Here is a 22,754-nt window from a genome sequence, read left to right on the forward strand (position 1 = left end):
GTCAGCGGCTCCGGTCAGCGCAACTGCTCTGCCAGCGCGGCCGGGTCGGTGACCGGGGCGTCGCAGCTGAAGTGGCGGCAGACGTACGCCGTCGCCCGGCCCTCGCGCAGCGGCCGGTCCGCCAGCAGCGCCACCTCCACGTCGCCGGTGTCACCCGCGTCGCGTCCGTCGCCCGCGCCCTCCCCGTCAGCGACTGTGGCGGCAGCCGGTGCGCCGACGGCGACCACCGCGCCCGGCGCGGTGGCGAGCAGCGCCGCGCGGTGCAGCGCCGCCCGCGCCGGGTCGTCGGCCCGCCCGAGCACGGCCACCTCCCGGGGGCCGTCGAGGAGTGCCTGGGCCACCGCGAGACCCCAGCCGATGAAGCGCGGGGCGCGCGAGCCCAGCGCGGTGACCACGCCGAGCGCCCGCTCGGCCGCCGTACGGTGCCGTGCCGAGCCGGTCAGCGCCGCGTAGCCCAGCAGCGCGCCGGCCGCCGCCGTCCACCCGGACGGGGCGGCGTTGTCGGTGGGGTCCTGCGGCCGCTTGATCAGCCGCTCCGCGTCACCCGCCGTGTCGTACATCCCGCCTGACGCCGGGTCGGCGAACTGGTCGAGCACCACGTCGAGCAGCAGCCCGGCCAGGGTGAGCCAGCTGGTCTCCCCGGTGACCGAGTACAGCGCCAGAAAGCCCTCGGCGGTGTCGGCGTAGTCCTCCAGCACCCCCGCATGACCGCCGGGCCGCCCGTCCCGCGAGGTGCGCAACAGCCGCCCCTCCGACGTCAGGTGCACCGAGAGCAGCAGGTCGGCGGCCGCGAGCGCGGCCTCGACGTACTCCGGCCGTTCCAGCAGCGCGCCGGTCTCGGCCAGCGCGGCGACGGCCAGGCCGTTCCAGGCCGCGACCACCTTGTCGTCCCGGGCCGGCCGGGGCCGCTCCGCGCGCGCGGCCAGCAGCCGGGCCCGGACCGAGGCGTACCACTCGGCGTCCTCGCAGTCGGCCGGAAGCTGCAGTACCGAGGCGCCGGCCTCGAACGTCCCCACCGCCGTCACCGCGAACAGGGCCGCCGCCCGCTCCGCGTCCTGCGGCCCGAGCACCCCCGTGAGCTGCTCCGGCGTCCAGGCGTAGAACGCGCCCTCGTGGTGCCCGCCGTCCGGTCCCTCGCTGTCGGCGTCGAGTGCCGAGGCGAACCCGCCCTCGGGCGTCCGCAGCTCCGCGAGCAGGAAGTCCGCCGTCTCCAGCGCCACCCGGCGGGCCGACGCGTCGCCGGTGGCGCGCCACAGGTGCAGGTAGACCCGCAGCAGCAGCGCGTTGTCGTAGAGCATTTTCTCGAAGTGCGGGACCACCCACCCGGCGTCCACCGAGTAGCGGGCGAAGCCGCCGCCGAGCTGGTCGTAGATCCCGCCCCGGGCCATCGCCGCACAGGTCTGCCCGACCATCCGCAGCGCCGCAGCCGAGCCGGTGGCGGCATGGTGCCGCAGCAGGAACTCCAGGACCATGGACGGCGGGAACTTCGGCGCCCCGCCGAAGCCGCCGCGCGCCTCGTCGAAGCCGCGGCCGAGCTCGACCACCGCCTCGTGCAGCTCCGCCGCTCCCGGCGGACGCTGTCCGGCCGCCCCGTACACGTCCCCGCGCGCCGCCAGGTCGGCCGCGATCCGCGCGGAGACCTCCGCCACCTCGGCCCGGCGGTCCGTCCACGCGGCCCGCACCCCCTCCAGCACCTGCCGGAACGAGGGCAGCCCGTGCTGCGGCTGCGGCGGGAAGTAGGTCCCGAAGTAGAACGGCTCCCCACCCGGCATGAGGAACACCGTCATCGGCCAGCCGCCCTGCCCGGTGGCCGCCTGCACCGCCTCCATGTAGACCGCGTCGACGTCCGGCCGCTCCTCGCGGTCCACCTTCACCGGCAGGAAGTGCTCGTTCAGATAGGCCGCCAGCTCGGCGTCCTCGAAACTCTCATGCGCCATCACATGGCACCAGTGGCACGCAGAGTAACCGACTGACAACAGAACGGGCACCCCCCGCCGCTCCGCCTCCGCAAACGCCTCCGAGCCCCACTCCCACCAGTCCACGGGGTTGTCGGCGTGCTGCAACAGGTACGGGGAGGTGGCATCGGCCAGGCGGTTCACCATGTGGGCAGTATCGCAGCACCGGCCGCGGGAACCCCGAAACCGGAACGACTGGTGGGACCGGTGCCAGCCGGTCGATCCGTGCAGACCCGCCGCACGCGCCGCGGCTATGGGGTCGAGCGGCGCAGCAATCCTCATCGCCTCCCTTCTTGTGCAAGTGACAGTAACTGAAGTACCTTGCAGAACATGCAAGATGACGTGTGGTCACCACCTCCTGTACTGCTGACGGTCGATCTCGTGATCCTGACGCTGCGGGAGAGCCGCCTGCACGTCCTCCTGGTGGAGCGGGGCGAAGATCCCTTCCGGGGCATGCTCGCCCTGCCCGGAGGATTCCTGAACCACGATGGTGAGGAGATTCTGGATGCCGCCCACCGCGAACTGAGCGAGGAAACGGCCCTGGCCGCCGGCTGGGTGCACCTTGAACAGCTGGCCGTGTACGGGGACTCGGGCCGCGATCCGCGGGGCCGAGTCGTCTCCGTGGCCCACCTGGCGATCGCACCGGGGCTGCCCGACCCGATCGCGGGAACGGATGCCACCGATGCCGCGTGGATTCCCGCGGAAGCCGTCCTGTCCGGCGAGGTGGCGCTCGCCTTCGACCACCGTCGAATCGCTACGGACGGGATCGAACACGCTCGCACCAAGCTCGAGTTCTCGGCGCTGGCCACTGCATTCTGCGGGGAGAACTTCACCATCGCAGAGCTGCAACAAGTGTACGAGGCCGTCTGGGGTACCGAACTCGACACCCGCAATTTCTACCGGAAGGTCCAAGCCGCGAAGGGATTCATCGTCCCCGTCGGCACGGATCGCAGGACCACGGGAGGACGGCCCGCACGGCTGTACCAAGCCGGTCCGAAAACCGTGCTGTTCCCACCGCTGATCCGACCCGCGCCATCCGCGATGGAAGAGAACACGAGAGGGGAAGAGGGATAGATGTCGAATGGCCCGGTGGTGGTTCTCACTGCCCTCAATCTTGAATACCAGGCTGTGCGCCAGAGGCTGGCGGATCCGCAGGTGCATCGCCATAAGCGTGGCACCCGGTTCGAGGTGGGAACCGTTCAGGGCACATCGTGCCGTGTCGCACTCGGCCTGACGAACAAGGGGAACCATTCCGCCGCAGTGATCGCCGAACGCGCGATTCAGGAATTCTCGCCGGTGGCTGTGCTGTTCGTCGGTGTCGCCGGCGCCCTATGGGACACCGCCAGGCTGGGCGACGTGGTGATGGCGACACACGTGTATGCCTACCACGGCGGGACCAGCGAGGACGACGGGCTCAAAGCCCGCCCCCGGGTGTGGGAAGCACCGCATGGCATCAGCCAGCTCGCCTCCCACCTAGCCCGCTTGAACGACTGGACGGACCCCACACCCGGTCACGAGGACGTGCCGCAGGTGCGCTTCGGGGCGATCGCCGCTGGCGAGGTCGTCCAGAACTCGAGGATCTCGGCCGAGGCGAAGTGGATCCGACAGCACTACAACGACGCACTCGCCATCGAGATGGAGGCGGCCGGTGTGGCACAGGCCGGCCATCTCAACGGGGCACCAGTGGCCATCGTCCGGGGGATCAGCGACCGGGCGGACGGCACGAAGAGCAGTGCGGAGGACCGCAACTGGCAGCCGCGGGCCGCAGCGAACGCGGCGGCGTTCGCTACCCGGCTGGCAGTGGAACTGGTGGGGGAACAGGAGGAGACCGCAATGCCCCGGGACGACAGGGTCCGTTCGGCCGACAGGTTCGACCGACGCGTCAGCAACGCCGCCCACAACAGCACCGTCGGCATCATGGCCGGCTCGGTCACGGGCAGCAGCGTGCACATGAATGCGGTCCCGAAGGCATCCGGCCCGACAGACCTGATCGCGGAACTGAACGGTTTCCGCGAGCAGCTGGGGCGGCACCTCGTCGAAGGTGTCCTCGACGAGGACACCTACCAAGAAGCCCTGACCGATCTGGACTCCGCCGTCCGGGCGGCCGGGAGGAACACCCCTGAATCGTCGAAGCGGACGGCCATGGCGCTCAGAAGGCTGCGTGGATTGGTAGCGGAGTGCCCCGCGCTGGTGGCCGAGTTGGCTCCCATGATCGCCGCGGCCGGTGACCTGGCATGAGCCACAGCAACGGTGCCGCGTACAACTCGGCCGCCTACGACTCCACCGTCGGGATCCAGGCCGAGACCGTACACAACTCCAACGTCTACTTCGTCCACCCGGACGCCTCGCCGCAGGAGAAGTACAGGGTGGGCGTGCGGTTCCTGGAGGACGGCATCCCCAGCCGCGCCCGCGAAATGATCACCGATGCGATCGCCCACGGGTACGACGTCGCAGAGGTTCGTTTCCACTTGGTGCTCGCCGTACTCAGCGCACGCACCTACCACGACCTCAGCACCGAAGAGATCCACTGGCTGCGCTACACCTCCGAGCTCGTACGGGTATGCGCCGAGGACGAGTGGAAGGAAGCCCTGCGCGTCACTTTCGACCTGCTGGCGGTGCTCAGCAGCGCAAGCGGCGAGACCGGCCCCGTGCTGAAGCAGTTGCAAGACCTGCCGCTCCGCCAGCACGACGCGATCCTCCGCCACCTCGACCTCATGCTCACCGGAGGGCTGAAGGACGACCTGTGGGCGGAGACCCGCGAACAGGCCAGGGCGGAGCGCTTCGGCAACGACCGGAGCCGGCGGGTCTGGGCCTACTTCGAGCCCGCCCCCATTGGGGCGCGGGCAGTTCCGCCCCGTCCGAGCACCACTCCCGCCGCCAAGGCGGCCCTCCCGGTCCGGGCGGTCCTGTTCGTCGTGAGCAGCGTGCTCCTCTGGGCCCTGGCACTGATCGCGGATCCAGCCAAGGCGATCGTCGAGTTACCGGTTGCGCTCGGCGCGGGTCTGACCGCGGCCCGCTTCGGCGTCCGGTGGTGGGGCCAGGAACCCCGGTTGGACCTCACGGCCGTGACCCGCGTCCCGCACACGCGCGGCCCCGCCTCCGCCGAGGACGGGTTCACCAACCACGTCCGCCATTCGTTCGATCACTACTTCAGCGTTCGCACGCCCTACGGGTTCACCCCGGACGCCTGGCTCGCCCACACCGACCAGGTCCGCAAAAGCCTCGCCGCCGAGATCGCGGACCTCTACCGGGAGAGCCGGATCAGTGTGGACCGGGTCACCTGGTTGATCCGGTACCTCGCTGAGGACGCCCGGAACCGTCACAACAACGGCACCCCGTTCGATCATCACCGCCAGGACCCGACTCCGGTCAGGACGAAGGCCCTGACCGTGGTGGCCCTGACCGTTCTCGGCAGCGCGGCTCTGACCGCGTTCGGAACGGCAGTCTCGGGTGCCGCCTCGCCGCAGCCTCTGTGGGCGTTCCTGGCCTTACTCGGTGCGGCCTGGTCCGGGCACGCGGCGGCTTCCCTCTGGCTGAAGGTCCGGCGTGAAGAGCACCGGGTGGCCCGGGAGACCCAGAAGTACAGTGAACAGCTCACCGCACGACAGATCGCCCACCAGCGCTGGCAGTCGCTCCTGGACGCCACGCGCCCCAGCGAGCTGGAAATGGCGACCTGGCTCACCTGCGACAAGACTTCGTTCGTCGATGAAGCGCTCCGGCACCACCGGCTCACTTGGCGCGACCTGATCACCCACACCATCCTGGTGGCCCCAGCCCCTTCCTATAAACGAGGCCGGGTCAGGGGCGGCCCCTGGCGGTACTCGCACTACGTCTTCCGCCTGTTCCTGTTCACCCAGGACGGCATCCGCGAGATCAGCTCCGAGTTCAACTTCTCCGACGCAACGCGCAAGAACGAGCAGCGGAGCAACTACCGGTTCGACGTGCTGTCCTCCGTGCAGGTGACGGAGAACGTCGACGTCGGCTACGACCTGGAACTCGTCCTCACCAACGGACCAGCCAGGAAGATCCGCGTCAAGGACGCCGATGCCCATCAACTGGCGCCGGACGAGAATTCTCAGGAAATCTCCGAGATCAACCTCAGCGCGGCTGGCTCCACCCACACCTTCCGGCTCCTGGAGGGGATAGCGGCGGACGGAAAGGGTTGGATCGAACGGCACAGCCCCAACAAGCTGACGCCCTTCCGGATCGCCGGCTGATCCTGAACTCGAGCATGGGAATGCCTGTGACCTCCACGGACGATGTCACCGAGAGCAAAATCCTGCTGGCCGAATACGACTGCCTCAAGGAGGAACAGAAGACCCGCATCGGGTTCCGCGACAACCTGCTCTACTTCACGCTCGCCGCGGCCACCGCGGTCGTGGCGGTCACCGTCCAGAGCGGACAGTCCCGACTGCTGCTCTTCGTCCCCGCGATCTGTCTGATCCTGGGTTGGACCTACCTGGTCAACGACGAGAAGATCTCGGCGATCGGCTGCTACGTCCGCGACCAACTGGGACCGCGCCTGGGGGAACTCGCCTCCGCCCACGGCACAGTGTTCGGCTGGGAGGTCTACCACCGCAACGTTGCGGGTCGCTCCATGCGCAAGCGGCTTCAGACCGCGGTGGACCTGTTCACGTACCTGGTCCTGCCAATGGTCTGCACGACCGCGTTCTGGTGCTCTCCCACCGTTCAGCCCCTACTCGTGCTCACTTCTCTCGTGCAGACACTCGCCCTGGCCGTACTGGGCTGGCAGCTCCTGCGCTGTGCGGAGCGGTAGCACCAGCCCCGCCGGACCCGCTCCACACACGCGTACGACGCCTCCGGTGCCCGGAGGCGCGGGCCGAGCTCCGCTATGCGGTCAGCAGGCGTCCGGCTCGGGCCGGGGCAGTTCGTCCAGGTCGAGGGTGTAGGTCCGCCCGTCGGCCAGCTCGATGGGCAGCTTGCCCGAGCCGTACTTGTGGGTGTGCGCCGCGATGTAACCGGAGCTGGTGGGCTGGGTGTGGACGACGACCTCCCCGGCGTACGGGTCCACCACCACATAGACCGGGATGCCGTAGCGGCCGTACTTCGCGGTGCAGTCGTCGTAGTCCTTGCGCGCGGAGGAGACGGACACCACCTCGGCGATCAGCAGCACGTCCTCGAAGCCGTAGCGCTTGCCCTGCCGTTGCGCGTCCTCCCGCATGATTGCGAGATCGGGGGCCGAGTTCTCGTCCGCGGGGAAGTCGATGTAGACGTCGGAGACAGTCTTCGCATGGCGCCCGAACGACAGGATCGTGTCGTACTGCATCGACTTGATGGTGCTGGAATGCTCTTCGCTCTGCGGGGTCATGACCACCTTCCCGTCGGCTCCGAAGAAGACCACGTACCCAGTGGGGAACTCGGTGTGCATGACCGCGTCGACGCTCATCAACGGCTCCTTCCTGTCGCCTCTCAGGATATGGGGCCACGGTCTCCGACGGGGTGCGGCAGCGAGGATGTGCGCTCGGGCGGGGTGGCCAGCTGGTCTTCGACCCAGGCATCCATGTCCCTGCCTAGCCACTCATCTTACGTGTCCATCCCGGTACTCCCCGGAAACACCCCAGGTCAGGACTACCTACTTGTGCGAGATCACTGGCACCAGTGGCATGCGGAGTACCCCACTGACAGCAGCACCGGCACCCCCCGCCGCGCCGCCTCCGCGATCGCCTCCGCCTCCCAGGGCCACCAGTCGACCGGGTTCTCGCCATGCTGCAGCAGATAGGGCGAGGTCGCACCGGCGAGACGATTCACGCCGCCACCCTACTCATGGCGGGCAACGGAACCACTGCCAAAACAACGGCCCGGCGCACCCGAGTACCGGCGGTACCCCCGGGCAGACTTTCCGCCTGGGGGTACCGCCGGCCACGGCACCGCTTACCGGCCGACTCAGGGCTTCACGGCCTCCACAGCTCCCCTCGGCTGTGCGTTCGCGGTGTGCTCGACACCCCGGAACCCGTTCCCGAGGTAGCCGCCGATCATGATGACGGTCGCCGCCGCGCCAAGGGCGAGCGCCAGTCGTTCGCCTCTCGACAGAGCGGTCGCGCCCTCCGACGGTGTGGTCCAGCGGTAGACGAGCGCCCCGGCCGCGAAGGCCCCGGAAACAACAAGGGCAGTCATCAGGTCAAAGGTTACGTACAAGAAGCCCCCTGGATCGGAGCCCGCCGCCGAAACGGGATGTCTTGGCGGCGGGAACAGGCAAACGGCTGGTTCACGGACGGATGTGGCGCCCCTCGGTCGAGGGCTGCCTGGGTCGGCTACTCGGCATCCAGCTTCTGTCGCAGCTGGTCCAACGTCGAGCCGTCGGGCGTCCGCCATAGGGTCCAGCCATTGATGATGTTGCCGGTCACGGCTTCTGCGGCCTTCGACGGCGAGGGGAAGGGAGAGGAGTGCCCGTCGACGACGAGCTGGCCGTCGGCGGTGACGACAGCGCGGCCCGACCTGTTGGCGCGGCGCTGACGAAACGTGAGGACCGTCCCCGGTTCGAGCAGGTCGGCGCGCATCAGCCCGGCCAGGGGCCCTTGGGGAATCACCGGAGCAGCCTGAGCGGAGACGACCCCTCCACCGAGGGACAGGGTGACGTGGACGGTGTCGTCACGGCTCGCACTCACGAGTCGGGCGATGACAGCGGGGTCGAAGTGGATGCTCAGCGTGGCCATGCCCGCTCCTGACGTAGACGGCCTCCCCGACGGGATGCCTTGGCTTGCCTTCGATTCTAAGCAGCATGAGCGACTTGATTCAACTCTTTATTCCAGCGACTCAGGAGAAACTTCGGGAGTGCCGGACAACGACCGGCTCGCCTGCGGACGCGGTTGGCAATGGAGCGCCGACAGGGCGCGGGACCTGCAGGCGCCACAGCCGCACGGGAGGCACCCGGAGCAGCGCCGCCTGCCGGACCCCGGGCCGGGGCTCCGGCCACCTTCATCTCGCCAGGAAGCTGTCCAGCGCCTTGCCGCGGATGTCCCGCGTCGTTGCAAGTTGGTCCAGCAACCGCCGCTCATGGGCATCGAAGCTCGCCATGGCTTCGCCAATGGACCGCTGGGTGTCGAGATCGGGAAGGGCGACGGGCAGCATCCCGAGCACCTCGAGCGAGATGGTCCGCAGAGCCAGGCTCCCGGTCGAATGCGTGTCGAGCCAATCCCGAGCTCCGGGACTGCGCAGAAATGCCGCCAAGTAGTGCGAGTCAACGGTGCCGGGAGGACTGATCACGAAACAGCCGGTGCCGCAGACCCAGTCCTGCTGTTCTTCTCCGACCACGGCGCATCGCCCGAGATCGCCCCGGCGGGCGACGACAATGTCCCCGCGATTCAACCGAAAGCGGTCAAGTCGTTCGGCATGCTGCTCGGAGATGTACTTGATGCCGTCCTCGATGAAGCCGATGTTCGAGATGTCCTTCGGCATCACAACGGGCACCCCTGCGGCGTGCACGTAGTCCTGAGCCCGGACCAGGCTCCCCGAAGGCCCTGCGAGCAGCCGCACGGAACGACCACCGACCGCCGGCCCGCCGCTCACCACGTCCTTCAGCAGCAGGTCCTGGCATCGGATGCCGTCCTGCGCCAGCTGATCCTGTGCGCCGGCGATCTGCGCCAGTTCCGCTCCAAGCTCCGATGTCTCGCGGTTGCGCCGCTCGAAATCGGCCAGCATGACGCTCAGGTCTGCGGACCCGCCCGGCCCGCTCTCCGTCCGGAGGTAGGTCCGCGGATCCAAGCTGCCGGCGTTCTCGATGAGTTCGGCGTAGGCAACCGATCGGGAGAAACCCGACTCGTCCGCCTCCTCCGAGGTTCCGAGCCAGAGCCGGAAGCGATCTGCGATGCGGTCGACCTCCTCGCCAGACAGCACGCGGGGCCGCTCCGACGACCGGCCCCCCACGCTGCGCGCATCGACAAGGATCACGGAGTCGCTTCGGTGCGCCGGGCGGGACCGACGGCCCCGGCCGAGCACCCAGACGTGCACGGCGATGTTGGTACCCGCGAAGAGGTGCGCCGGCAGGGCGATCACCGCGAGAACCGCGCCCAGGGTGACCATCTCGCGCCGGATCAGCGCCTCCGCTCCTCCCGCCCAAGCCGCCCGCGCAGGCATCACGACCGCCGCGATCCCGCCTTCCTTGAGCTGGGACCAGGCAAGCTGCAGCCAGGCGAAGTTGGCGCTCGACTCCGGTGGTGCGATGAACTGCCCCTGTCCCCACCCGTCGATCCGCTGATTGAACGGCGGGTTGCTCAGCACCCGATCGGCACGGCCCAGGTTCCGGTCCCGCAACAGCGTCGCCGGATCCGCCAGTTCCACCTGCGGCAGGCTCACCCCGTGCAGGGCCAGGTTCAACATCGCCGGACGCACGTTGCTCCGATCCACCGCGTAGACGGGTTGCACGGGCACAAGTACGCGATCGACGCCCTCGTCGCCGCACTTGCGCTCCGTGTTCCGGCCCCCGTGATCGTCCTGACCTCCGACCGCGACGACTGGTCGAAGCTCTGCGGGAGCCGCGTGATCATCAGAGAGGTGTGAGCACCTCCGACTACCGCGTTTGCGAGTTCACTGGCACCAATGACATGCGGTGTAGCCGACACTCAGCAGGACCGGCACCCCGCGCCGCGCCGCTTCGGCAAACGCCTCGGGGCCCCGGGGCCACCAGTCCACGGGATTGTCTGCGTGCTGGAGCAGGTAGGGCGAGGTGGCATCACCGAGCGGGCGTCCTGACCACTACGGACAACTCCTTGGACAAGTCTCTGCTCCTGCGTCTGGAGGACATGCTGCTGCGCAAGGCGGAGACAGACGGAACCATCGAGATCGACGACCCAACCCGGACGGTGAACGAACCGGTGCGGTCTCCCGCCAGCCGTTGACCGGCGGCCCTCGACGGCCCGGTCGCCGTTCAGTCGCCGGGAATCAGCTGGTCAGGCCCTTGAGGATCTCGCGGCCGGCCGGCCAGTCGCCGACCCCGGAGGCGCTGTTGAGGTGGCCGAGCGGTCCGGCGTCGACGAAGTCGGAGCCCCAGGCGTCGGCGAAGCGGCGGGCCCGCTCGATGGTCGCCCACGGGTCGTCGGTGCTGGCGACGACGATGCTCGGGAACGGCAGGGGCGCGAGCGGGACCGGGGCGAAGGTGGAGATTGCGTCGAGCCCGGCGTTGTCGATGTCGACCGGCGCGACGAGCAACGCGCCCTGGATGACCACGCCGTGACGGGCCGCCCAGTGCGCGACCGTCGCGCAGCCGAGGCTGTGGGCGACGATGACGACCGGTCCGGTCTGGGCCCGGACGGTCTCGTCGAGGGTCCGGACCCAGTCGTCCAGGAGCGGGGCGTCCCAGTCGGCTTGCTCGACACGGACGAAGTCCGGGTTCGCCTGCTCCCACAGGCTCTGCCAGTGCTCGGGCCCCGAGTTCTCGTATCCGGGCTGGATCAGGACGACGGGTTCGGTGGTCATGGCGGCTCTCCAGTTCACAGGCTTGGAACGGCGAGCCTAGCGAGCCGAGCCTGCGGACGGCTCCAGGGGTCCGCAGGACGGACAGCTCGGCGGCCGGGCTGTGCGCCCTGGACGCGTGTTCAGCGCCTGTGCCTCAGGCCACCTCGAGCATTCGATCTTGTTCACTTCGAATCCTTCCATCAGACACCGCATCGACCCCGGGTGACCCGAAACTCCAGGGCAACCAGTCCTCCCGGACTGCCATCACCTCCGGAGAAACCATGACCAAGACCCTTCGCGTGCGCCACCTCGTCACCGCGCTGACCCTGACCGCCGCGATCGCCGCCGCAGCACCCCTCGCCGCCAGCGTGTCAGCGGCACCGTCTGCGAAGACCCACGCGGTCGCCACCCAGATCAAGTGGGGCCTGAGCTACTGACCGCCGGCCGCGCGAGTCAGGCCGGGCCCTGCTCCGCAGTGGAGCCGGCCCGGCCTGTCGCGCGTGTTGCCGTGCACCATCAGGCCGGCGAGCCCGCGCGCAACGCGCTACCCCGCTGCGGTGTCAGCGCCGGTGCAGGGTCTGCAGGGCCTCGACGAGAATCTTGGGGTCGTGCCGGCCCTTGTAGACCGGCGGCGGCTGCTTGTCGAGGTGAAGCGGACCGGCGACCGCCGCCCAGGCGGTACGCACGGAGTACTCCACGGTGAAGACGACGTCGTCGGGGACCTCGGCGTACTGGCCGATGAAGGCCAGTTCGTGGTGTCCAGAACCGGGGCGGCATCGGTGGAGCCCAGGGTCGAGTTCGCGGTCATCGACCCGTTGGTCACCAGCACCAGATCCCCCGGGGTCAGGGCGACCTCCTCGCTCTTCCCGTCGCGGACCCAGCTGACGGCCTCCACGGTCAGCGCTTCGCCCGGCGTCAGCCGCAGGTCGGTGACCCGGGTGCCGAGTTGGACGGTGACGCCCTGGTCGGTGAGCCACTTCAGCAGCGGGCGCACGATCGAGTCGAACTGGTTGAACTTGGTGCGGTAGATCCCCGACATGGTGTCGAAGGTCTTGAACAGGTGCACGAAGCGGTTCAGGTAGCGGCGGAACTCGATCGCGCTGTGCCAGGGCTCGAACGCGAAGGTGGTGCACCACATCGCCCAGAAGTTGGTGGAGAAGAACTCCTCGTGGAACATGTCCGCGATGCGCTTGCCGTTCAGCAGCTTCTCCGGGGTCGACACGCACGTGACCAGCTCAAGCCGCCCGGAGCTGCGGACGGACTGGCAGCCCAGCGAGCGTGCGACCAGAAGGGGTACCCCACGCCGGCGGCACCGACTCCGCCCCACACCCCGGGTCACCGGATTGGCCGCAGGCCAGATCGCACAGCCGCTGACCTCTGCCCCACCAGCGGGAGGACAGTACGCTGAGCCGAACGGCACCGGAACTGTCGAGCGTCCACGAGGGAGGTAGGCCATGACCGCGGAGATGGTCGCGCCCGCATGGATGCACGCGCAGATCAGCGCGGAGCAGTACGACTCCTGGTCCGAGGAGCAGTGCGCCGGCATCGAGATCATGGACGGGATGGTCGTCGTGAGTCCGAGCGCGTCCAAGCGGCACAACCGGCTGGCCCGGATCCTGGCCAATGCCCTGGACGCCGCCGCAGGCCCGGACTGGAACGCCGACACGGACTTCGACGTCCGCCTGCAGGACGTTCCGCTCACCAACCGGCGTCCGGACGTCGTCGTGTACCGGGCGGAGACCATCGACCTCACACCCACCCGCCCCGAGCATCTGCTCCTGGTGGTCGAGGTCGTGTCGCCCGGCTCGGAGACCACCGACCGGATCGTCAAGGTGGACCAGTACGCCAGGGCCGGGATCCCCTTCTACTGGCGAATCGAGCACGCCGCCACCGGAGTCCCGCTCGTCTACACCTACGTCCTCGACCCCGCCGGCCGGGTCTACCGGGACGGCGAGATGTTCACCGGCGTGATCAAAGCCGTCGTGCCCTTCGCCGTCACGGTCGACCTGGGAGCCGCCTGACCGACTCGGGCGCTCTTCGCTCCTACGGGGCGCGCTCGATTGCGACCGGGTTCTCAGCGTGCGCCCGATGTGACCATGCAGGATGCCTACGTGCCGTAGTAGCCGAGGATGTCGACGACTTCATGCGCATGGATCCGTTCTCCGGAGCGAGCGACGTCAGGTGTGGACTGGGTGTGCCGAAGCAGTCCTCGCCTTGTGCGTGCCTTCTACGTGCCTTCTACGTGCCTTGTACGGATCGACGGGACACCGCAGCTGTCTCACACCCCGTCGTGTACCCGGCGGGGGGCCATGGACCGGATCGTGATGGTGGACCAGTACGCCAAGGCCGGGATCCCCCTTCTCCTGGTGAATCGAGCAGGCTGCCACCGCTGTCCCGCGCGAGCCCTTGCCTGTGGCGCTGTCTGGTAAGTTGCGCAGCCGACACTTCGCGCTGCCCCGAGACGGGGCGCTGTGGCGGAGAGCAGAACCCAGGGGGAACACCGTGTCCAGATCTCGCGCGGCCGGGCTCGCCGCTCTGACGCTCCTGGCCGCGGGTGTGGTCCTGCCGCCCACCACAGCGTCGGCCTCCGCAAGGACGCTGTACGTCGACGTCCGCAACGCCCACTGCTCGGACACCACCGCAGACACCGGTACCGCGGCGGATCCCTACTGCACCATTCAGGCCGCGACGGAATCCGCCCAGCCCGGCGACACCGTCCAGATAGCCACCGGCGGCACCTACCCGACGACCACGATCACCACCTCAGGCACCCCTGGGGCCCCGATCACCATCACCGGCGACAACTACATCAACCTTCCGCAGTTGAGCTTCCGGGGCGTCCACGACGTGGCGCTACGCAACCTGCAGCTGGTCATGTCCACAAGCAGCCTGCTGGTCAAGGACTCCAGTGACGTCACCCTGGACGGCGTACGCGTCGACGTCCCGGCGAATACCACGGCCGTCGAGGTGTCCGGCCAGAGCAACGGCGTCACCGTGAGCCGCAGCTTCCTCGAACCGCAGGCCGGTGACGCCATCAAGGTGGACCAGGGCGTTCAGCACACGGTCATCACGACCGACCAGATCAGCTCGGGCAACGGCTCCGGCACGGGTGTCGTCCTCGACGGAGCCATCGACACCGACGTCACCAGCAACACCTTCGAGCAGGCCCGAACGGCGCTGACCGCGGGCGGCGGCTCAACCGGCCTCAGCATCGAGAACAACCTGGTCTACGGCGGCGAGATCCAGGTCAGCGCCGACTCCACCGGTCAGTCGACAAGCGGGTACAACCTCTTCTACCCGCTGTCAGGTGCCGACCTCTACACCTGGTCGGGAGCCCCCTACACCACCGTGGCGGCATTCCAGACCGCCACCGGTCAGGGCAAGCAGGACATCGTCGGCGGTAAGGCCGGCCCGTCGGGCCCGGGGTGGCCCAGGGAGGGCAGTCCGGGCATCGACTCGGCCGACGCCGGCGCACCCGGCGAGCTGGCCACCGACATCTTCGGCAGGCCTCGTGTGGACGACCCGCTCGTCCGCGACACGGGTACCGGCAGCGGCTACTACGACCGTGGGGCGATCGAGTTCCAGAACCCCCTGTGGTACGACGCCCCGACCGTCGAGCCCCAGAATGCGGCGGTCGGCTATCCGGTGACCGTCACCCCGGATGACAGCAACCCCTGGGGCACGGTCATCACCCGCACCTTCGACTTCGGCGACGGAACCCCCCTCCTCACCTCGACCGCCGCGTCCGTGCACCACAGTTACACCACCCTGACCGGCGGCAGGAGCACCGTCTACGCCATCACCGAGACCGAGGGCGGACAGAGCTACACGCGGGGGGTCACCATCAACCCGCCCGGCCCACTGATCGACCGGATCAGCTCCAACGAGCAGAATCCGAACGCCCCGCTGAGCGTGACGGTGCATGCAGACGGCAGCAACTCGCCGTTCGACTTGGCCTCCTGCACGCTCAACTTCGGTGACGGGACGCCGGTCGTCCAGGCCGACAGTTGCGAGGGGGTCGAGCACGCCTACAGCAGGCCCGGTACATACACCATCAACAGCACCCTGACCGACATCGGCGGACGCAGCGCCACCGCGAGCACCAAGGCCGCCGTCGGTCCCGTGTTCGTGCCGGTCGGCCCCACGCGCGTGCTGGACACCCGAGCGGGTCTGGGTGCACCCAGGGCCCGGCTCGGAGCGGGCGGCGTGGTCCGGCTACGCGTGAACGGTGCCGCAGGCGTGTCCAACGCCTCGTCCGTGCTGCTCAACCTCACCGCCACCGACACCACGGGCAACGGCTTCGTCACCGCCTACCCCGACGGTGGAAGCCGCCCCACGGCCGCCGGTCTCAACTACCGTCCGGGACAGACCGTCGCCAACCTGGTGGACGTTCCGGTCGGGGCCGACGGCGTCGTGGACCTCTACAGCTCCGCCGGATCCCTCGACATGGTCGCCGATCTCGAGGGGTACAACACCGTCACACCCTCGTCGAACGGCACGACCCTGATCAACGACGACAACACCTGGGGGCAGTTCCGTCCGGTCCTGGACACCCGGGGCGAGCAGGGGCTGCCCAGGCTCGGCAAGGTCGGACCGGGCGCGTCGGTCACGTTCTCGACCCTGCAGACCGAGAACCCGGGCTCCTACGAGTACGGCGCGACCGCAGTGGTCCTGGACGTCACCGAAACCAATGCGACCGCGAGCAGTTACGTCACCGCGTCCAAGCCCGGCACCGGTCGGCCAAGCACGTCAGACCTCAACTTCACAGCAGGCGAGACCCGTTCGACGACGGTCGTGGCTCCGGTGGACGCGCAGGGCCGGGTCTCGTTGTTCAACCACTCCGGCTCGGTGGACCTCATCGCCTCGGTGGAGGGCTTCTACCTGCCCTTCGGCCCAACGACCGATCCCGTCAACGAGCCCATGACCCCGATCACCCCCGTGCGGGTCCTCGACACGCGCTCGGGCGTCGGTGCCCGCAAGGCGCCGATGGGGCCCACCAACGACCTGAGCTTCAAGGTCGCCGGTGTCGACGGAATCCCCGCCGGTGCCACCGGGGTGCTGGTCAACCTGACCGCCATCGGCCCCACCGCCGACGGCTACCTCACCGCCTGGGGCGACCTGGCGAGCCAGCCGTTCGACTCGGCGCTCAACTTCATGCGCGGCCGGATCACACCGGTCCTGGTCTACCTGCCCATCGCCCACGGATACGCCAGTCTCTACAACCCCTTCGGCTCGGTCGACGTCACCGCTGACATCGAGGCGTACTCGACGAACTGACCAGCACGGTCAGTGAGGCCCAGTGCCAAGCTGCCGGAGGACGGTCTGCGCCGCAGCGCGGTGGTCGGCGGCTGCGGTGGGATCCGACTCGTCGAGGAGGATCGCCATCCCCTCGTGGGCCAGCGCCTGCTCGTGCCGGTAGGCCGGTCCCGGGGCCAGCTCCAGGGCCTGGCGGTGCAGCCGTAGCGCCTCCTCGGGGAGGCCCGCGAGGCGGCAGGTCTCGGCGTACCCGTTGAGGAAACGGATCTTCCAGTGCTCCTCGAACAGCTCGTCCAGCAGCGCGAACGCCTCCCGGTGGCTGACGAGCGCCTGCTCGTACCGGCCCATCCGCCGGTACGCGACGCCCAGGCAGTTGAGGCACGATGCCTCGTTGTGCAGGTGCCCGTCCTCGCGGGCCAGGGCCAGCGCCCGGTGCAGGTGCTCCGCCGCCTCGTCGGGTTGCTCGTGGGCGATGGCCACGCCGAGGGTGATCCGGGCCCTCAGCGTGGGCGGCCAACCGGGGTCGGTGTGCGGGAAGTCCAGCACCTTCCGGGCCCGCTGTGCCGCCTCCTCGCGGTGTCCCAGCTGCAGCATCGCCCAGGCCTCCGACGCGGCCGCGTGGGCGGCGCCGGTCGGGCAACCGGCCTCCCGGTACAACGTCCCGGCCTGTCTGAAGAGTTCGAGCGGCTCCTCGACATATCCCTGATCCCAGCTCAGATAGCCGCGACGCATCGCCGGTTCGGCCTCCGCCCGGGCGTCCCCCGCCCGGGACAGCTGCGGTTCCGCCGCCTCGTACGCGGCGGAGGCCTCCGCCGCGCGGCCCGCGTTATCCAGAAAACAGCCGGGCCTGGGCCCGGTCCAACTGCCGTACGGACATGGCGAACGCGGTGTCGAACTCGCTCGCGCCCTCCGCCAGCCGCTCGACCAGGATGCCCACGGTCCAGCCCGGCCGGTGTCGCAGCCGGGCCGCGGCCAGCCGCAGCGCCAGCGGCAGACGGCCGCACATCCGCAGCACCTCGGCGGCGGACTCCGGCTCGCGGGCCAGGTGCTGATGATCGGCGTGACCAACCTGTTCAACCGGCTCAACGCCACGACCCGTCAGATCGCCGGTGCCTGGGGGTGACATGCGCCGGATGCCGGGGAGCCGCGGCGGCGGCTCCCCGGCTCGACCACGCTCCCGCGCAGCGCTACGGCTGTTCCGGTGTCAGCCGGGTGGTGAAGCTGAAGCGGTCACCGCGGTAGAGGGATCGGACGCATTCGATCGGGTGGCCGTCCCGGTCGCGGGAGACCCGGTTGATCAGCAGCATCGGCAACGCCGGGCTGGTGCCGATGAGTTGTACCTCGCGCGGCGAGGCGAGGACGGTCTCGATCCGCTCGTCGGCCTCGGCGAACTGCACCCCGGCCGCGCGCAGGAACGCGTAGAGGGAGGTGGCCGGGTCGAAGTGGGTGGCGAGGGTGGGGAAGCGCTGCACCGGCAGGTAGGTGCTCTCGATGCCGATCCGCTCGTCGTCGGCGAGCAGCAGACGTTCGAGGTGCATCACCGCGGCCGCGGTCGGGATCTGCAGCAGCGCGGCCAGATCGGCTCCGGCGGGGAGCTGTTCCAGGGTGAGCAGTTGCCGGCCCGGTCGCCGGCCCTGCCTGCGGACCCCCTCGGTGTAGCTGGCCAGGATCAGCGGCTGGACGAACTTGGGCCCCGCCACGACGGTGGAGCGGCCACGGCGCTGGAGCCGGCCCTCCAGGCGCAGCTCCCTGATGGCCTGACGCACCGTCATCCGCGAGACGCTGAAGCGCTCGGCCAGATCCCGCTCGGTGGGCACGGTGGCCCCCCGGCCCAGGGTGTCCAGGACCGCTGAGATCTTGTGCTTCACCTGGAAGTACTTGGGCGCCTCGCCGTGTTCGGGCAGGCCCTCGCGGGCGGGCCGCAGCGCGGCGGACGGTGGGGCGCTGACCTCGGCCGGGCGTGTGCTCACCCCGTCGAGAGTAGCCGAGGCGGGGTGCTGGACCGCCGCGGCCCCGCGTAGGCACCGGCTCTCGGGGCCGCCCAGGCACCGCCCCGGGGCGCCGGCCCTGGCGTCCGGGGCACCTGGCGACGGGTGCGCCCGGCTCCGGGCCCGGGCGCACCGGACGCCGTTCGCCCAGCCGTCGCCTGCCGGGCAGATCCCGGTTGTGCGCCGTCCTCCCGCCACGGCCATCCTCCACGTGATTGGGCTAGCCCAATTGCACGGACGGACCCCCTGTGGCTCGGATCCCGCATCCCTCGGAGGAACTCGATGTACGGCACGCTCAGATCAGCCCACCCGTGGACCCGATGGACGAGCCGGGCGGTAGCGGCCGCGCTGCTCGGCGCGGCACTGTCCGCCCCGACCGTCGGCCCGGCCGCCGCCGCGACCACCAGCGCGAACCTGCTGCTCAACTCCGGCGCGGAGACCTCGCAGTGCAGCCCCGGCGGCTGGGAGGAGACCACCCTGCCGGGCTGGCAGATCACCTCCGGCGACCCGGTGATCAACTGCTACAACGCCACCAACGGCGCCAACACGACCACCCCCGGCTCGCCGACGAAGGGCACCGCCTACTTCCAGGGCGGCTCCCGCGGCTCCTCGGAGATGACCCAGACCACCGACGTCTCCTCGGCGGCCGCCGCGATCGACGCCGGCGGCGTGCACGCCACCGTGTCCGGATGGCTCGGCGGCGTCGGCAGCTACAACGACGCCGCCGCGGTCACGACCACCTACCTCAGCGCGTCCGGCGCCGCACTGGGCACCTCGTCCATCGGCCCGGTGCTGGCCGCCGACCGCTCGAACACCACCCAGTTCCTGCAGCGCAGCACCACCGCCGCGGTCCCGGCCGGCACCCGCTCGATCCTGACCGCGGTCGACTTCACCATGACCGGGACGCAGAACGACGGGATGGCCGACGACCTCTCGCTCACCCTCGACACCGCGGCCACCGCGCCGACCCTGAGCGTCCCCACCTCCACCGTGCCCGGGTACGACCACGTCTTCGTCGTGATGATGGAGAACAACAACTACTCGGCCAGCTCCAACACCGCCGACGGCGGCGCCGGGATCATCGGCAACTCCGCCGCCCCGTACATCAACAACACCCTGGTCCCCATGGGGTCGCTGCTGACGAACTACCACGCCAACACCCACAGCTCGGACCCCAACTACGAGGCCATCGCGTTCGGCAACTCCTTCGGGCGCAGCAACAACAGCAATCCCGGGGCCGACTGCATCACCAACCCGGCCTGCGCCGCGACCAACAACGGCCTGAACGACAACCTCGACGCGGCCGGCAAGAGCTGGAAGCAGTACGTCCAGAGCCAGACCAGCAACTGCCAGACCAGCAGCAGCGGCAACTACGAGAGCGACGACGTCCCCTTCTACTACGACCCGAAGATGCAGAGCGACAACGCCTACTGCCAGTCCCACTGGCAGCCGCTGCCGCAGCTGCTCAACACCGACCTGGCCTCCACCGCGACGACCCCCGCGTTCGTCTGGGCCGACGCCGACTCCTGCAGTGACATGGAGGGCTGCGGCATCGCCTCCGGCGACACCTGGCTGAGCCAGACCCTGCCCACGCTGTTCCAGTCCCCTGCGTGGACCCAGCAGAAGTCGCTGCTGGTCCTCACCTGGGACGAGGACGGCGCCAACTCCCCCGGCGGCTTCGGCCCCGGCCAGACCAACCAGGTCGCCACGCTCCTGATCGGATCGCAGGGCACGGTCAAGGCCGGCTACCAGGACGCCACCCGGTACGACCACTACAGCACCGCGCGGGTCATCGAGGGCGCGCTCGGGCTGACCACCACGATGACCAACAACGACAAGTGGGCCACCCCGTACAACGAGGTGTTCACCAACGGCAGCACCGGCGGGAACAGCGTCACCGTCACCAACCCCGGCTCGCAGACCTCGACCGTCGGCACCGCGATCAGCCCGCTGCCGATCCAGGCCTCGGACTCGGCCGGTGGCCAGACCCTGACCTACACAGCCACCGGACTGCCCGCCGGCCTGGCGGTCGACGCGAACACCGGCCAGATCGCCGGCACCCCGACCGCAGTGGGCAGTTCCACGGCGACGGTCACCGCCACCGACACCACCGGCGCGGCCGGCAGCACCTCCTTCGCCTGGACCGTCGGCTCCGGCACGGGGTCCGCGTACTCGGTCCCGATCGCCAACCCCGACGCCGAGACCGGGGCCTGCCAGAGCTCCATGGGCACCGGAACCCCGGCCCAGGGCTGGACCCTGACCAACGCGCCGCAGCAGGTCTGTTACGGCGCCTCCGGCGGCTTCCCGACCTCCGCCGAGGGACCGACCTCTCCGGCGTCGCCGGGCAACGCCTTCTTCGACGGCGGGAGCACCGCCACCGCCTCGATGACCCAGACCGACAGCGTCGCGGCCCAGGCCGGCCAGATCGCCGCCGGCGACCTCCCGTACTCACTGTCCGCCTGGATCGGCGGCTACTCCACCCAGGGTGACAACGCCGGACTCGTCGCCACCTTCCTCAGCTCCTCCGGCGCGTCACTGGGCACCGCCACCCTGGCTCCGGTCACCCCGGCCCAGCGCGGCAACCAGACCGAACTGCTCTACCGGTCGGCCACCGGCACCGTGCCGACCGGCACCGCCTCCGTCACGTTCACCGTGAACTTCAAGCGTCTGGTGGGCACCGGCGACGACGGCTACATCGACGACATCGCCATGTCCTTCGGCAGCTGATCCTCGGCACGGCCGGCTCCCGGCGGGGCTGATCCGATTCCGGCAGCCCCGCCGGGAGCACCGTCATCCGGTCATCCGGCCGGGCGCTCGGCGGCGAACGGGCCCTCCTGGACGAAGCGGGCGAGGTGACGGGCGAAGGTCCGGGCCTCCTCCGGCGGCCAGTCGGCCAGGGAGTCCTCGATGCGGGCGGCGAGCCGCTCCCGCAGGATCCCGACCACCCGGCGGCCCTCGTCGGTGAGGACGAGCAGCGAGGCGCGGCGATCGGTGGGGTCCGGCTCGCGACGCAGCAGACCCGCGTGTTCCAGCCGGTCGGCGCGGCGGGTGACGTTGGAGCGGTCCAGCCCGGTCTCCGGGGCGAGGTCGGCGGCGCTGCGCGGTCCGGTGCGGGCCAGGCCGCTGAGAACCGGATAGCTGAGCTCGTCCACGGCCTCGCCCAGCCCCCGGGTCAGCTCCTGGTAGAGGCGGGCCCGGACGCTGCGCCGCAGCAGCGTGCCCAGGGAGTCGGCGATGTCGCGCCCTGCGTCGTTCATGGTCACGGTCATCAGTTTAGCGTGCGCCGCGCACGCTTCTGGGTGGTACAGTTGCAGCAATGCGTGCGCCGCGCACGCATCTCTGCCCCCGGAGGTCCACCATGCCCCGTACCGACGCCACGCCCCGCACCGACATCGCCACCGCGCTGACCGATCTGCTGTTCCGGCCCGGCCTGGACCTGCACGAGGCCGCCGACCGGCACTTCGCGCCGGACTACCGCCAGCGCACCGACGGCCGCTGGGACGACCGCGCCGGCTTCCTCGCGCACATCGCGCACCTGCGCCAGGTGGTGGCGAGCGGCTCGGTCGAGGTCCACGACGAGCTGGCCCAGGGCGACCGCTACGCCGACCGGCACACCGTCCGGATCACCAAGACGGACGGCTCCACGGTGTGCGTGGAGGTGTACCTGTTCGGCGAGTTCGCCCCGGACGGGCGGTTCCGCACGATCAACGAGACCACCCTGATGCTCGCCGGCGCCGAGGCCGACCGGGGCATCGGCAGCGCCCGCTGAGCGGTCGCGGTCCCGCGCCGCCGGGGGCAGCCTGGAGCCATGGACGCCAACACCCCCGACACCCCGCACACCGCCGGCACCACGCCCGGCGAGCCGCCGAAGCACCTGGTCCACGTGGACGCCTTCGCCATCGACCCGCGCCGCAGGCTGGTCAGCTTCAACGGCGCCCCGCACGAGCTGATGACCCGTGAGGAGTTCGAGCGGCGGGTGCACGCGGAGTTCCCGGACCTCGACCTCGACGACGCCCAGCAGGTGTACTGGGTGGACAGCCCGGGCGGCTGGCCGGTCTGGGATTCCGAGGAGCAGTGACTCCGAGGAGCAGTGACGCGGAGGAGCAGTGACGCGGAGGAGCAGTGACGCGGAGGAGCAGTGACT

The 22,754-nt window shown here is 69.8% G+C and carries 20 protein-coding genes and 5 pseudogenes; 13 read left to right on the top strand and 12 right to left on the bottom strand.

The window, feature by feature from the left end:
• Positions 1-14 precede the first annotated feature (14 nt).
• Positions 15-2,102, bottom strand: a complete 2,088-nt coding sequence (locus tag ABH925_RS11570; protein ID WP_370147301.1) for a thioredoxin domain-containing protein — start codon at positions 2,100-2,102, stop codon at positions 15-17.
• Positions 2,103-2,285: 183 nt separating this feature from the next.
• Between ABH925_RS11570 and ABH925_RS11575 the strand changes: the two genes are divergently transcribed.
• Genes ABH925_RS11575 through ABH925_RS11590 form a run of 4 tightly spaced genes read left to right on the top strand, consistent with a single transcriptional unit; the run spans position 2,286 to position 6,732 of the window.
• Complete coding sequence (locus tag ABH925_RS11575) at positions 2,286-3,029, top strand: NUDIX domain-containing protein (protein ID WP_370147302.1); 744 nt, start codon at positions 2,286-2,288, stop codon at positions 3,027-3,029.
• Entirely contained in the window at positions 3,030-4,193 is a 1,164-nt protein-coding gene (locus tag ABH925_RS11580) for a purine phosphorylase (protein ID WP_370147303.1), read from the top strand. It abuts the gene before it with no gap.
• Complete coding sequence (locus ABH925_RS11585) at positions 4,190-6,172, top strand: hypothetical protein (protein WP_370147304.1); 1,983 nt, start codon at positions 4,190-4,192, stop codon at positions 6,170-6,172. The genes ABH925_RS11580 and ABH925_RS11585 overlap by 4 nt, the downstream gene beginning before the upstream one ends.
• Positions 6,173-6,192: 20 nt before the next feature.
• Positions 6,193-6,732 carry a hypothetical protein gene (locus tag ABH925_RS11590; protein ID WP_370147450.1) on the top strand — a complete coding sequence of 180 codons (540 nt, stop codon included), beginning with the start codon at positions 6,193-6,195 and terminating at the stop codon, positions 6,730-6,732.
• An 81-nt stretch (positions 6,733-6,813) separates the two neighbouring features.
• Here the strand turns inward: ABH925_RS11590 and ABH925_RS11595 are convergent, their stop codons facing one another.
• From ABH925_RS11595 to ABH925_RS11615, 5 genes and pseudogenes are all read right to left on the bottom strand, one after another.
• Positions 6,814-7,362: a Uma2 family endonuclease gene (locus tag ABH925_RS11595; RefSeq protein WP_370147305.1), complete on the bottom strand. Its 549-nt coding sequence runs from the start codon at positions 7,360-7,362 to the stop codon at positions 6,814-6,816.
• A 206-nt stretch (positions 7,363-7,568) separates the two neighbouring features.
• A pseudogene (locus ABH925_RS11600) lies at positions 7,569-7,724 on the bottom strand (DUF255 domain-containing protein); the annotation flags it as partial.
• Positions 7,725-7,859: 135 nt separating this feature from the next.
• The gene (locus tag ABH925_RS11605) at positions 7,860-8,090 is read right to left on the bottom strand and encodes a hypothetical protein (RefSeq protein ID WP_370147306.1); all 231 of its coding nucleotides are present in this window, start codon (positions 8,088-8,090) and stop codon (positions 7,860-7,862) included.
• Between the two features lie 137 nt (positions 8,091-8,227).
• Positions 8,228-8,629 (bottom strand): DUF4357 domain-containing protein, encoded by a 402-nt coding sequence (locus ABH925_RS11610; protein ID WP_370147307.1) that lies wholly within the window; start codon positions 8,627-8,629, stop codon positions 8,228-8,230.
• A 262-nt stretch (positions 8,630-8,891) separates the two neighbouring features.
• Entirely contained in the window at positions 8,892-10,343 is a 1,452-nt protein-coding gene (locus ABH925_RS11615) for an N-6 DNA methylase (protein WP_370147308.1), read from the bottom strand.
• Here ABH925_RS11615 and ABH925_RS11620 point away from each other — a divergent pair.
• A pseudogene (locus tag ABH925_RS11620) lies at positions 10,326-10,472 on the top strand (DNA-binding protein); the annotation flags it as partial. The gene ABH925_RS11615 and the pseudogene ABH925_RS11620 sit on opposite strands and share 18 nt — an antisense overlap.
• A 33-nt stretch (positions 10,473-10,505) precedes the next feature.
• On the opposite strand, the pseudogene ABH925_RS11625 reads toward ABH925_RS11620, so the two are convergent.
• Positions 10,506-10,652 (bottom strand): annotated as a pseudogene (locus tag ABH925_RS11625) (DUF255 domain-containing protein); the annotation flags it as partial.
• Between the two features lie 29 nt (positions 10,653-10,681).
• On the opposite strand from ABH925_RS11625, the gene ABH925_RS11630 reads away from it, so the two are divergent.
• Positions 10,682-10,810, top strand: a complete 129-nt coding sequence (locus ABH925_RS11630) for a hypothetical protein (RefSeq protein ID WP_370147309.1) — start codon at positions 10,682-10,684, stop codon at positions 10,808-10,810.
• Positions 10,811-10,853: 43 nt separating this feature from the next.
• Here the strand turns inward: ABH925_RS11630 and ABH925_RS11635 are convergent, their stop codons facing one another.
• Positions 10,854-11,387: an RBBP9/YdeN family alpha/beta hydrolase gene (locus tag ABH925_RS11635; protein ID WP_370147310.1), complete on the bottom strand. Its 534-nt coding sequence runs from the start codon at positions 11,385-11,387 to the stop codon at positions 10,854-10,856.
• 260 nt (positions 11,388-11,647) lie between these two features.
• Here ABH925_RS11635 and ABH925_RS11640 point away from each other — a divergent pair, with 260 nt between their 5' ends.
• Complete coding sequence (locus ABH925_RS11640; RefSeq protein ID WP_370147311.1) at positions 11,648-11,803, top strand: hypothetical protein; 156 nt, start codon at positions 11,648-11,650, stop codon at positions 11,801-11,803.
• Positions 11,804-11,926: 123 nt separating this feature from the next.
• Here the strand turns inward: ABH925_RS11640 and ABH925_RS11645 are convergent.
• Positions 11,927-12,609, bottom strand: a pseudogene (locus ABH925_RS11645) (oleate hydratase); the annotation flags it as partial.
• 211 nt (positions 12,610-12,820) lie between these two features.
• On the opposite strand from ABH925_RS11645, the gene ABH925_RS11650 reads away from it, so the two are divergent.
• Both ABH925_RS11650 and ABH925_RS11655 read left to right on the top strand, forming a co-directional pair.
• A complete protein-coding gene (locus ABH925_RS11650) occupies positions 12,821-13,387 on the top strand; it encodes a Uma2 family endonuclease (RefSeq protein ID WP_370147312.1) in 567 nt (188 codons plus the stop codon).
• A gap of 481 nt (positions 13,388-13,868) precedes the next feature.
• Positions 13,869-16,643 carry a PKD domain-containing protein gene (locus tag ABH925_RS11655; RefSeq protein ID WP_370147313.1) on the top strand — a complete coding sequence of 925 codons (2,775 nt, stop codon included), beginning with the start codon at positions 13,869-13,871 and terminating at the stop codon, positions 16,641-16,643.
• 9 nt (positions 16,644-16,652) lie between these two features.
• Here ABH925_RS11655 and ABH925_RS11660 read toward each other — a convergent pair whose 3' ends face one another.
• Positions 16,653-17,354 (bottom strand): tetratricopeptide repeat protein, encoded by a 702-nt coding sequence (locus ABH925_RS11660; protein WP_370147314.1) that lies wholly within the window; start codon positions 17,352-17,354, stop codon positions 16,653-16,655.
• Between the two features lie 298 nt (positions 17,355-17,652).
• Between ABH925_RS11660 and ABH925_RS11665 the strand changes: the two are divergent.
• Positions 17,653-17,745: pseudogene (locus ABH925_RS11665) on the top strand (carboxymuconolactone decarboxylase family protein); the annotation flags it as partial.
• 64 nt (positions 17,746-17,809) lie between these two features.
• Here ABH925_RS11665 and ABH925_RS11670 read toward each other — a convergent pair.
• Entirely contained in the window at positions 17,810-18,592 is a 783-nt protein-coding gene (locus tag ABH925_RS11670) for a GntR family transcriptional regulator (RefSeq protein WP_370147315.1), read from the bottom strand.
• A 300-nt stretch (positions 18,593-18,892) separates the two neighbouring features.
• Here ABH925_RS11670 and ABH925_RS11675 point away from each other — a divergent pair, with 300 nt between their 5' ends.
• Positions 18,893-21,337 (top strand): alkaline phosphatase family protein, encoded by a 2,445-nt coding sequence (locus ABH925_RS11675; protein ID WP_370147317.1) that lies wholly within the window; start codon positions 18,893-18,895, stop codon positions 21,335-21,337.
• Positions 21,338-21,408: 71 nt separating this feature from the next.
• Here ABH925_RS11675 and ABH925_RS11680 read toward each other — a convergent pair whose 3' ends face one another.
• The gene (locus ABH925_RS11680) at positions 21,409-21,879 is read right to left on the bottom strand and encodes a MarR family winged helix-turn-helix transcriptional regulator (protein WP_370147318.1); all 471 of its coding nucleotides are present in this window, start codon (positions 21,877-21,879) and stop codon (positions 21,409-21,411) included.
• 89 nt (positions 21,880-21,968) lie between these two features.
• On the opposite strand from ABH925_RS11680, the gene ABH925_RS11685 reads away from it, so the two are divergent.
• Positions 21,969-22,379, top strand: coding sequence for a nuclear transport factor 2 family protein (locus tag ABH925_RS11685; protein WP_370147319.1), 411 nt, complete (start codon positions 21,969-21,971; stop codon positions 22,377-22,379).
• A gap of 39 nt (positions 22,380-22,418) precedes the next feature.
• Positions 22,419-22,688: a hypothetical protein gene (locus tag ABH925_RS11690; protein ID WP_370147321.1), complete on the top strand. Its 270-nt coding sequence runs from the start codon at positions 22,419-22,421 to the stop codon at positions 22,686-22,688.
• Positions 22,689-22,754: the final 66 nt, after the last annotated feature.

The sequence above is a fragment of the Streptacidiphilus sp. EB129 genome (assembly GCF_041262645.1).
GTDB lineage: Bacteria > Actinomycetota > Actinomycetes > Streptomycetales > Streptomycetaceae > Streptacidiphilus.

Bases quoted from the DNA above. Each gene is read 5' to 3' on its own strand.
- ABH925_RS11570 (WP_370147301.1), bottom strand. From the start codon at position 2,102: ATGGTGAACCGCCTGGCCGATGCCACCTCCCCGTACCTGTTGCAGCAC.
- ABH925_RS11575 (WP_370147302.1), top strand. From the start codon at position 2,286: ATGCAAGATGACGTGTGGTCACCACCTCCTGTACTGCTGACGGTCGAT.
- ABH925_RS11580 (WP_370147303.1), top strand. From the start codon at position 3,030: ATGTCGAATGGCCCGGTGGTGGTTCTCACTGCCCTCAATCTTGAATAC.
- ABH925_RS11585 (WP_370147304.1), top strand. From the start codon at position 4,190: ATGAGCCACAGCAACGGTGCCGCGTACAACTCGGCCGCCTACGACTCC.
- ABH925_RS11590 (WP_370147450.1), top strand. From the start codon at position 6,193: ATGCCTGTGACCTCCACGGACGATGTCACCGAGAGCAAAATCCTGCTG.
- ABH925_RS11595 (WP_370147305.1), bottom strand. From the start codon at position 7,362: ATGAGCGTCGACGCGGTCATGCACACCGAGTTCCCCACTGGGTACGTG.
- ABH925_RS11605 (WP_370147306.1), bottom strand. From the start codon at position 8,090: ATGACTGCCCTTGTTGTTTCCGGGGCCTTCGCGGCCGGGGCGCTCGTC.
- ABH925_RS11610 (WP_370147307.1), bottom strand. From the start codon at position 8,629: ATGGCCACGCTGAGCATCCACTTCGACCCCGCTGTCATCGCCCGACTC.
- ABH925_RS11635 (WP_370147310.1), bottom strand. From the start codon at position 11,387: ATGACCACCGAACCCGTCGTCCTGATCCAGCCCGGATACGAGAACTCG.
- ABH925_RS11640 (WP_370147311.1), top strand. From the start codon at position 11,648: ATGACCAAGACCCTTCGCGTGCGCCACCTCGTCACCGCGCTGACCCTG.
- ABH925_RS11650 (WP_370147312.1), top strand. From the start codon at position 12,821: ATGACCGCGGAGATGGTCGCGCCCGCATGGATGCACGCGCAGATCAGC.
- ABH925_RS11660 (WP_370147314.1), bottom strand. From the start codon at position 17,354: ATGCGTCGCGGCTATCTGAGCTGGGATCAGGGATATGTCGAGGAGCCG.
- ABH925_RS11675 (WP_370147317.1), top strand. From the start codon at position 18,893: ATGTACGGCACGCTCAGATCAGCCCACCCGTGGACCCGATGGACGAGC.
- ABH925_RS11680 (WP_370147318.1), bottom strand. From the start codon at position 21,879: ATGACCGTGACCATGAACGACGCAGGGCGCGACATCGCCGACTCCCTG.
- ABH925_RS11685 (WP_370147319.1), top strand. From the start codon at position 21,969: ATGCCCCGTACCGACGCCACGCCCCGCACCGACATCGCCACCGCGCTG.
- ABH925_RS11690 (WP_370147321.1), top strand. From the start codon at position 22,419: ATGGACGCCAACACCCCCGACACCCCGCACACCGCCGGCACCACGCCC.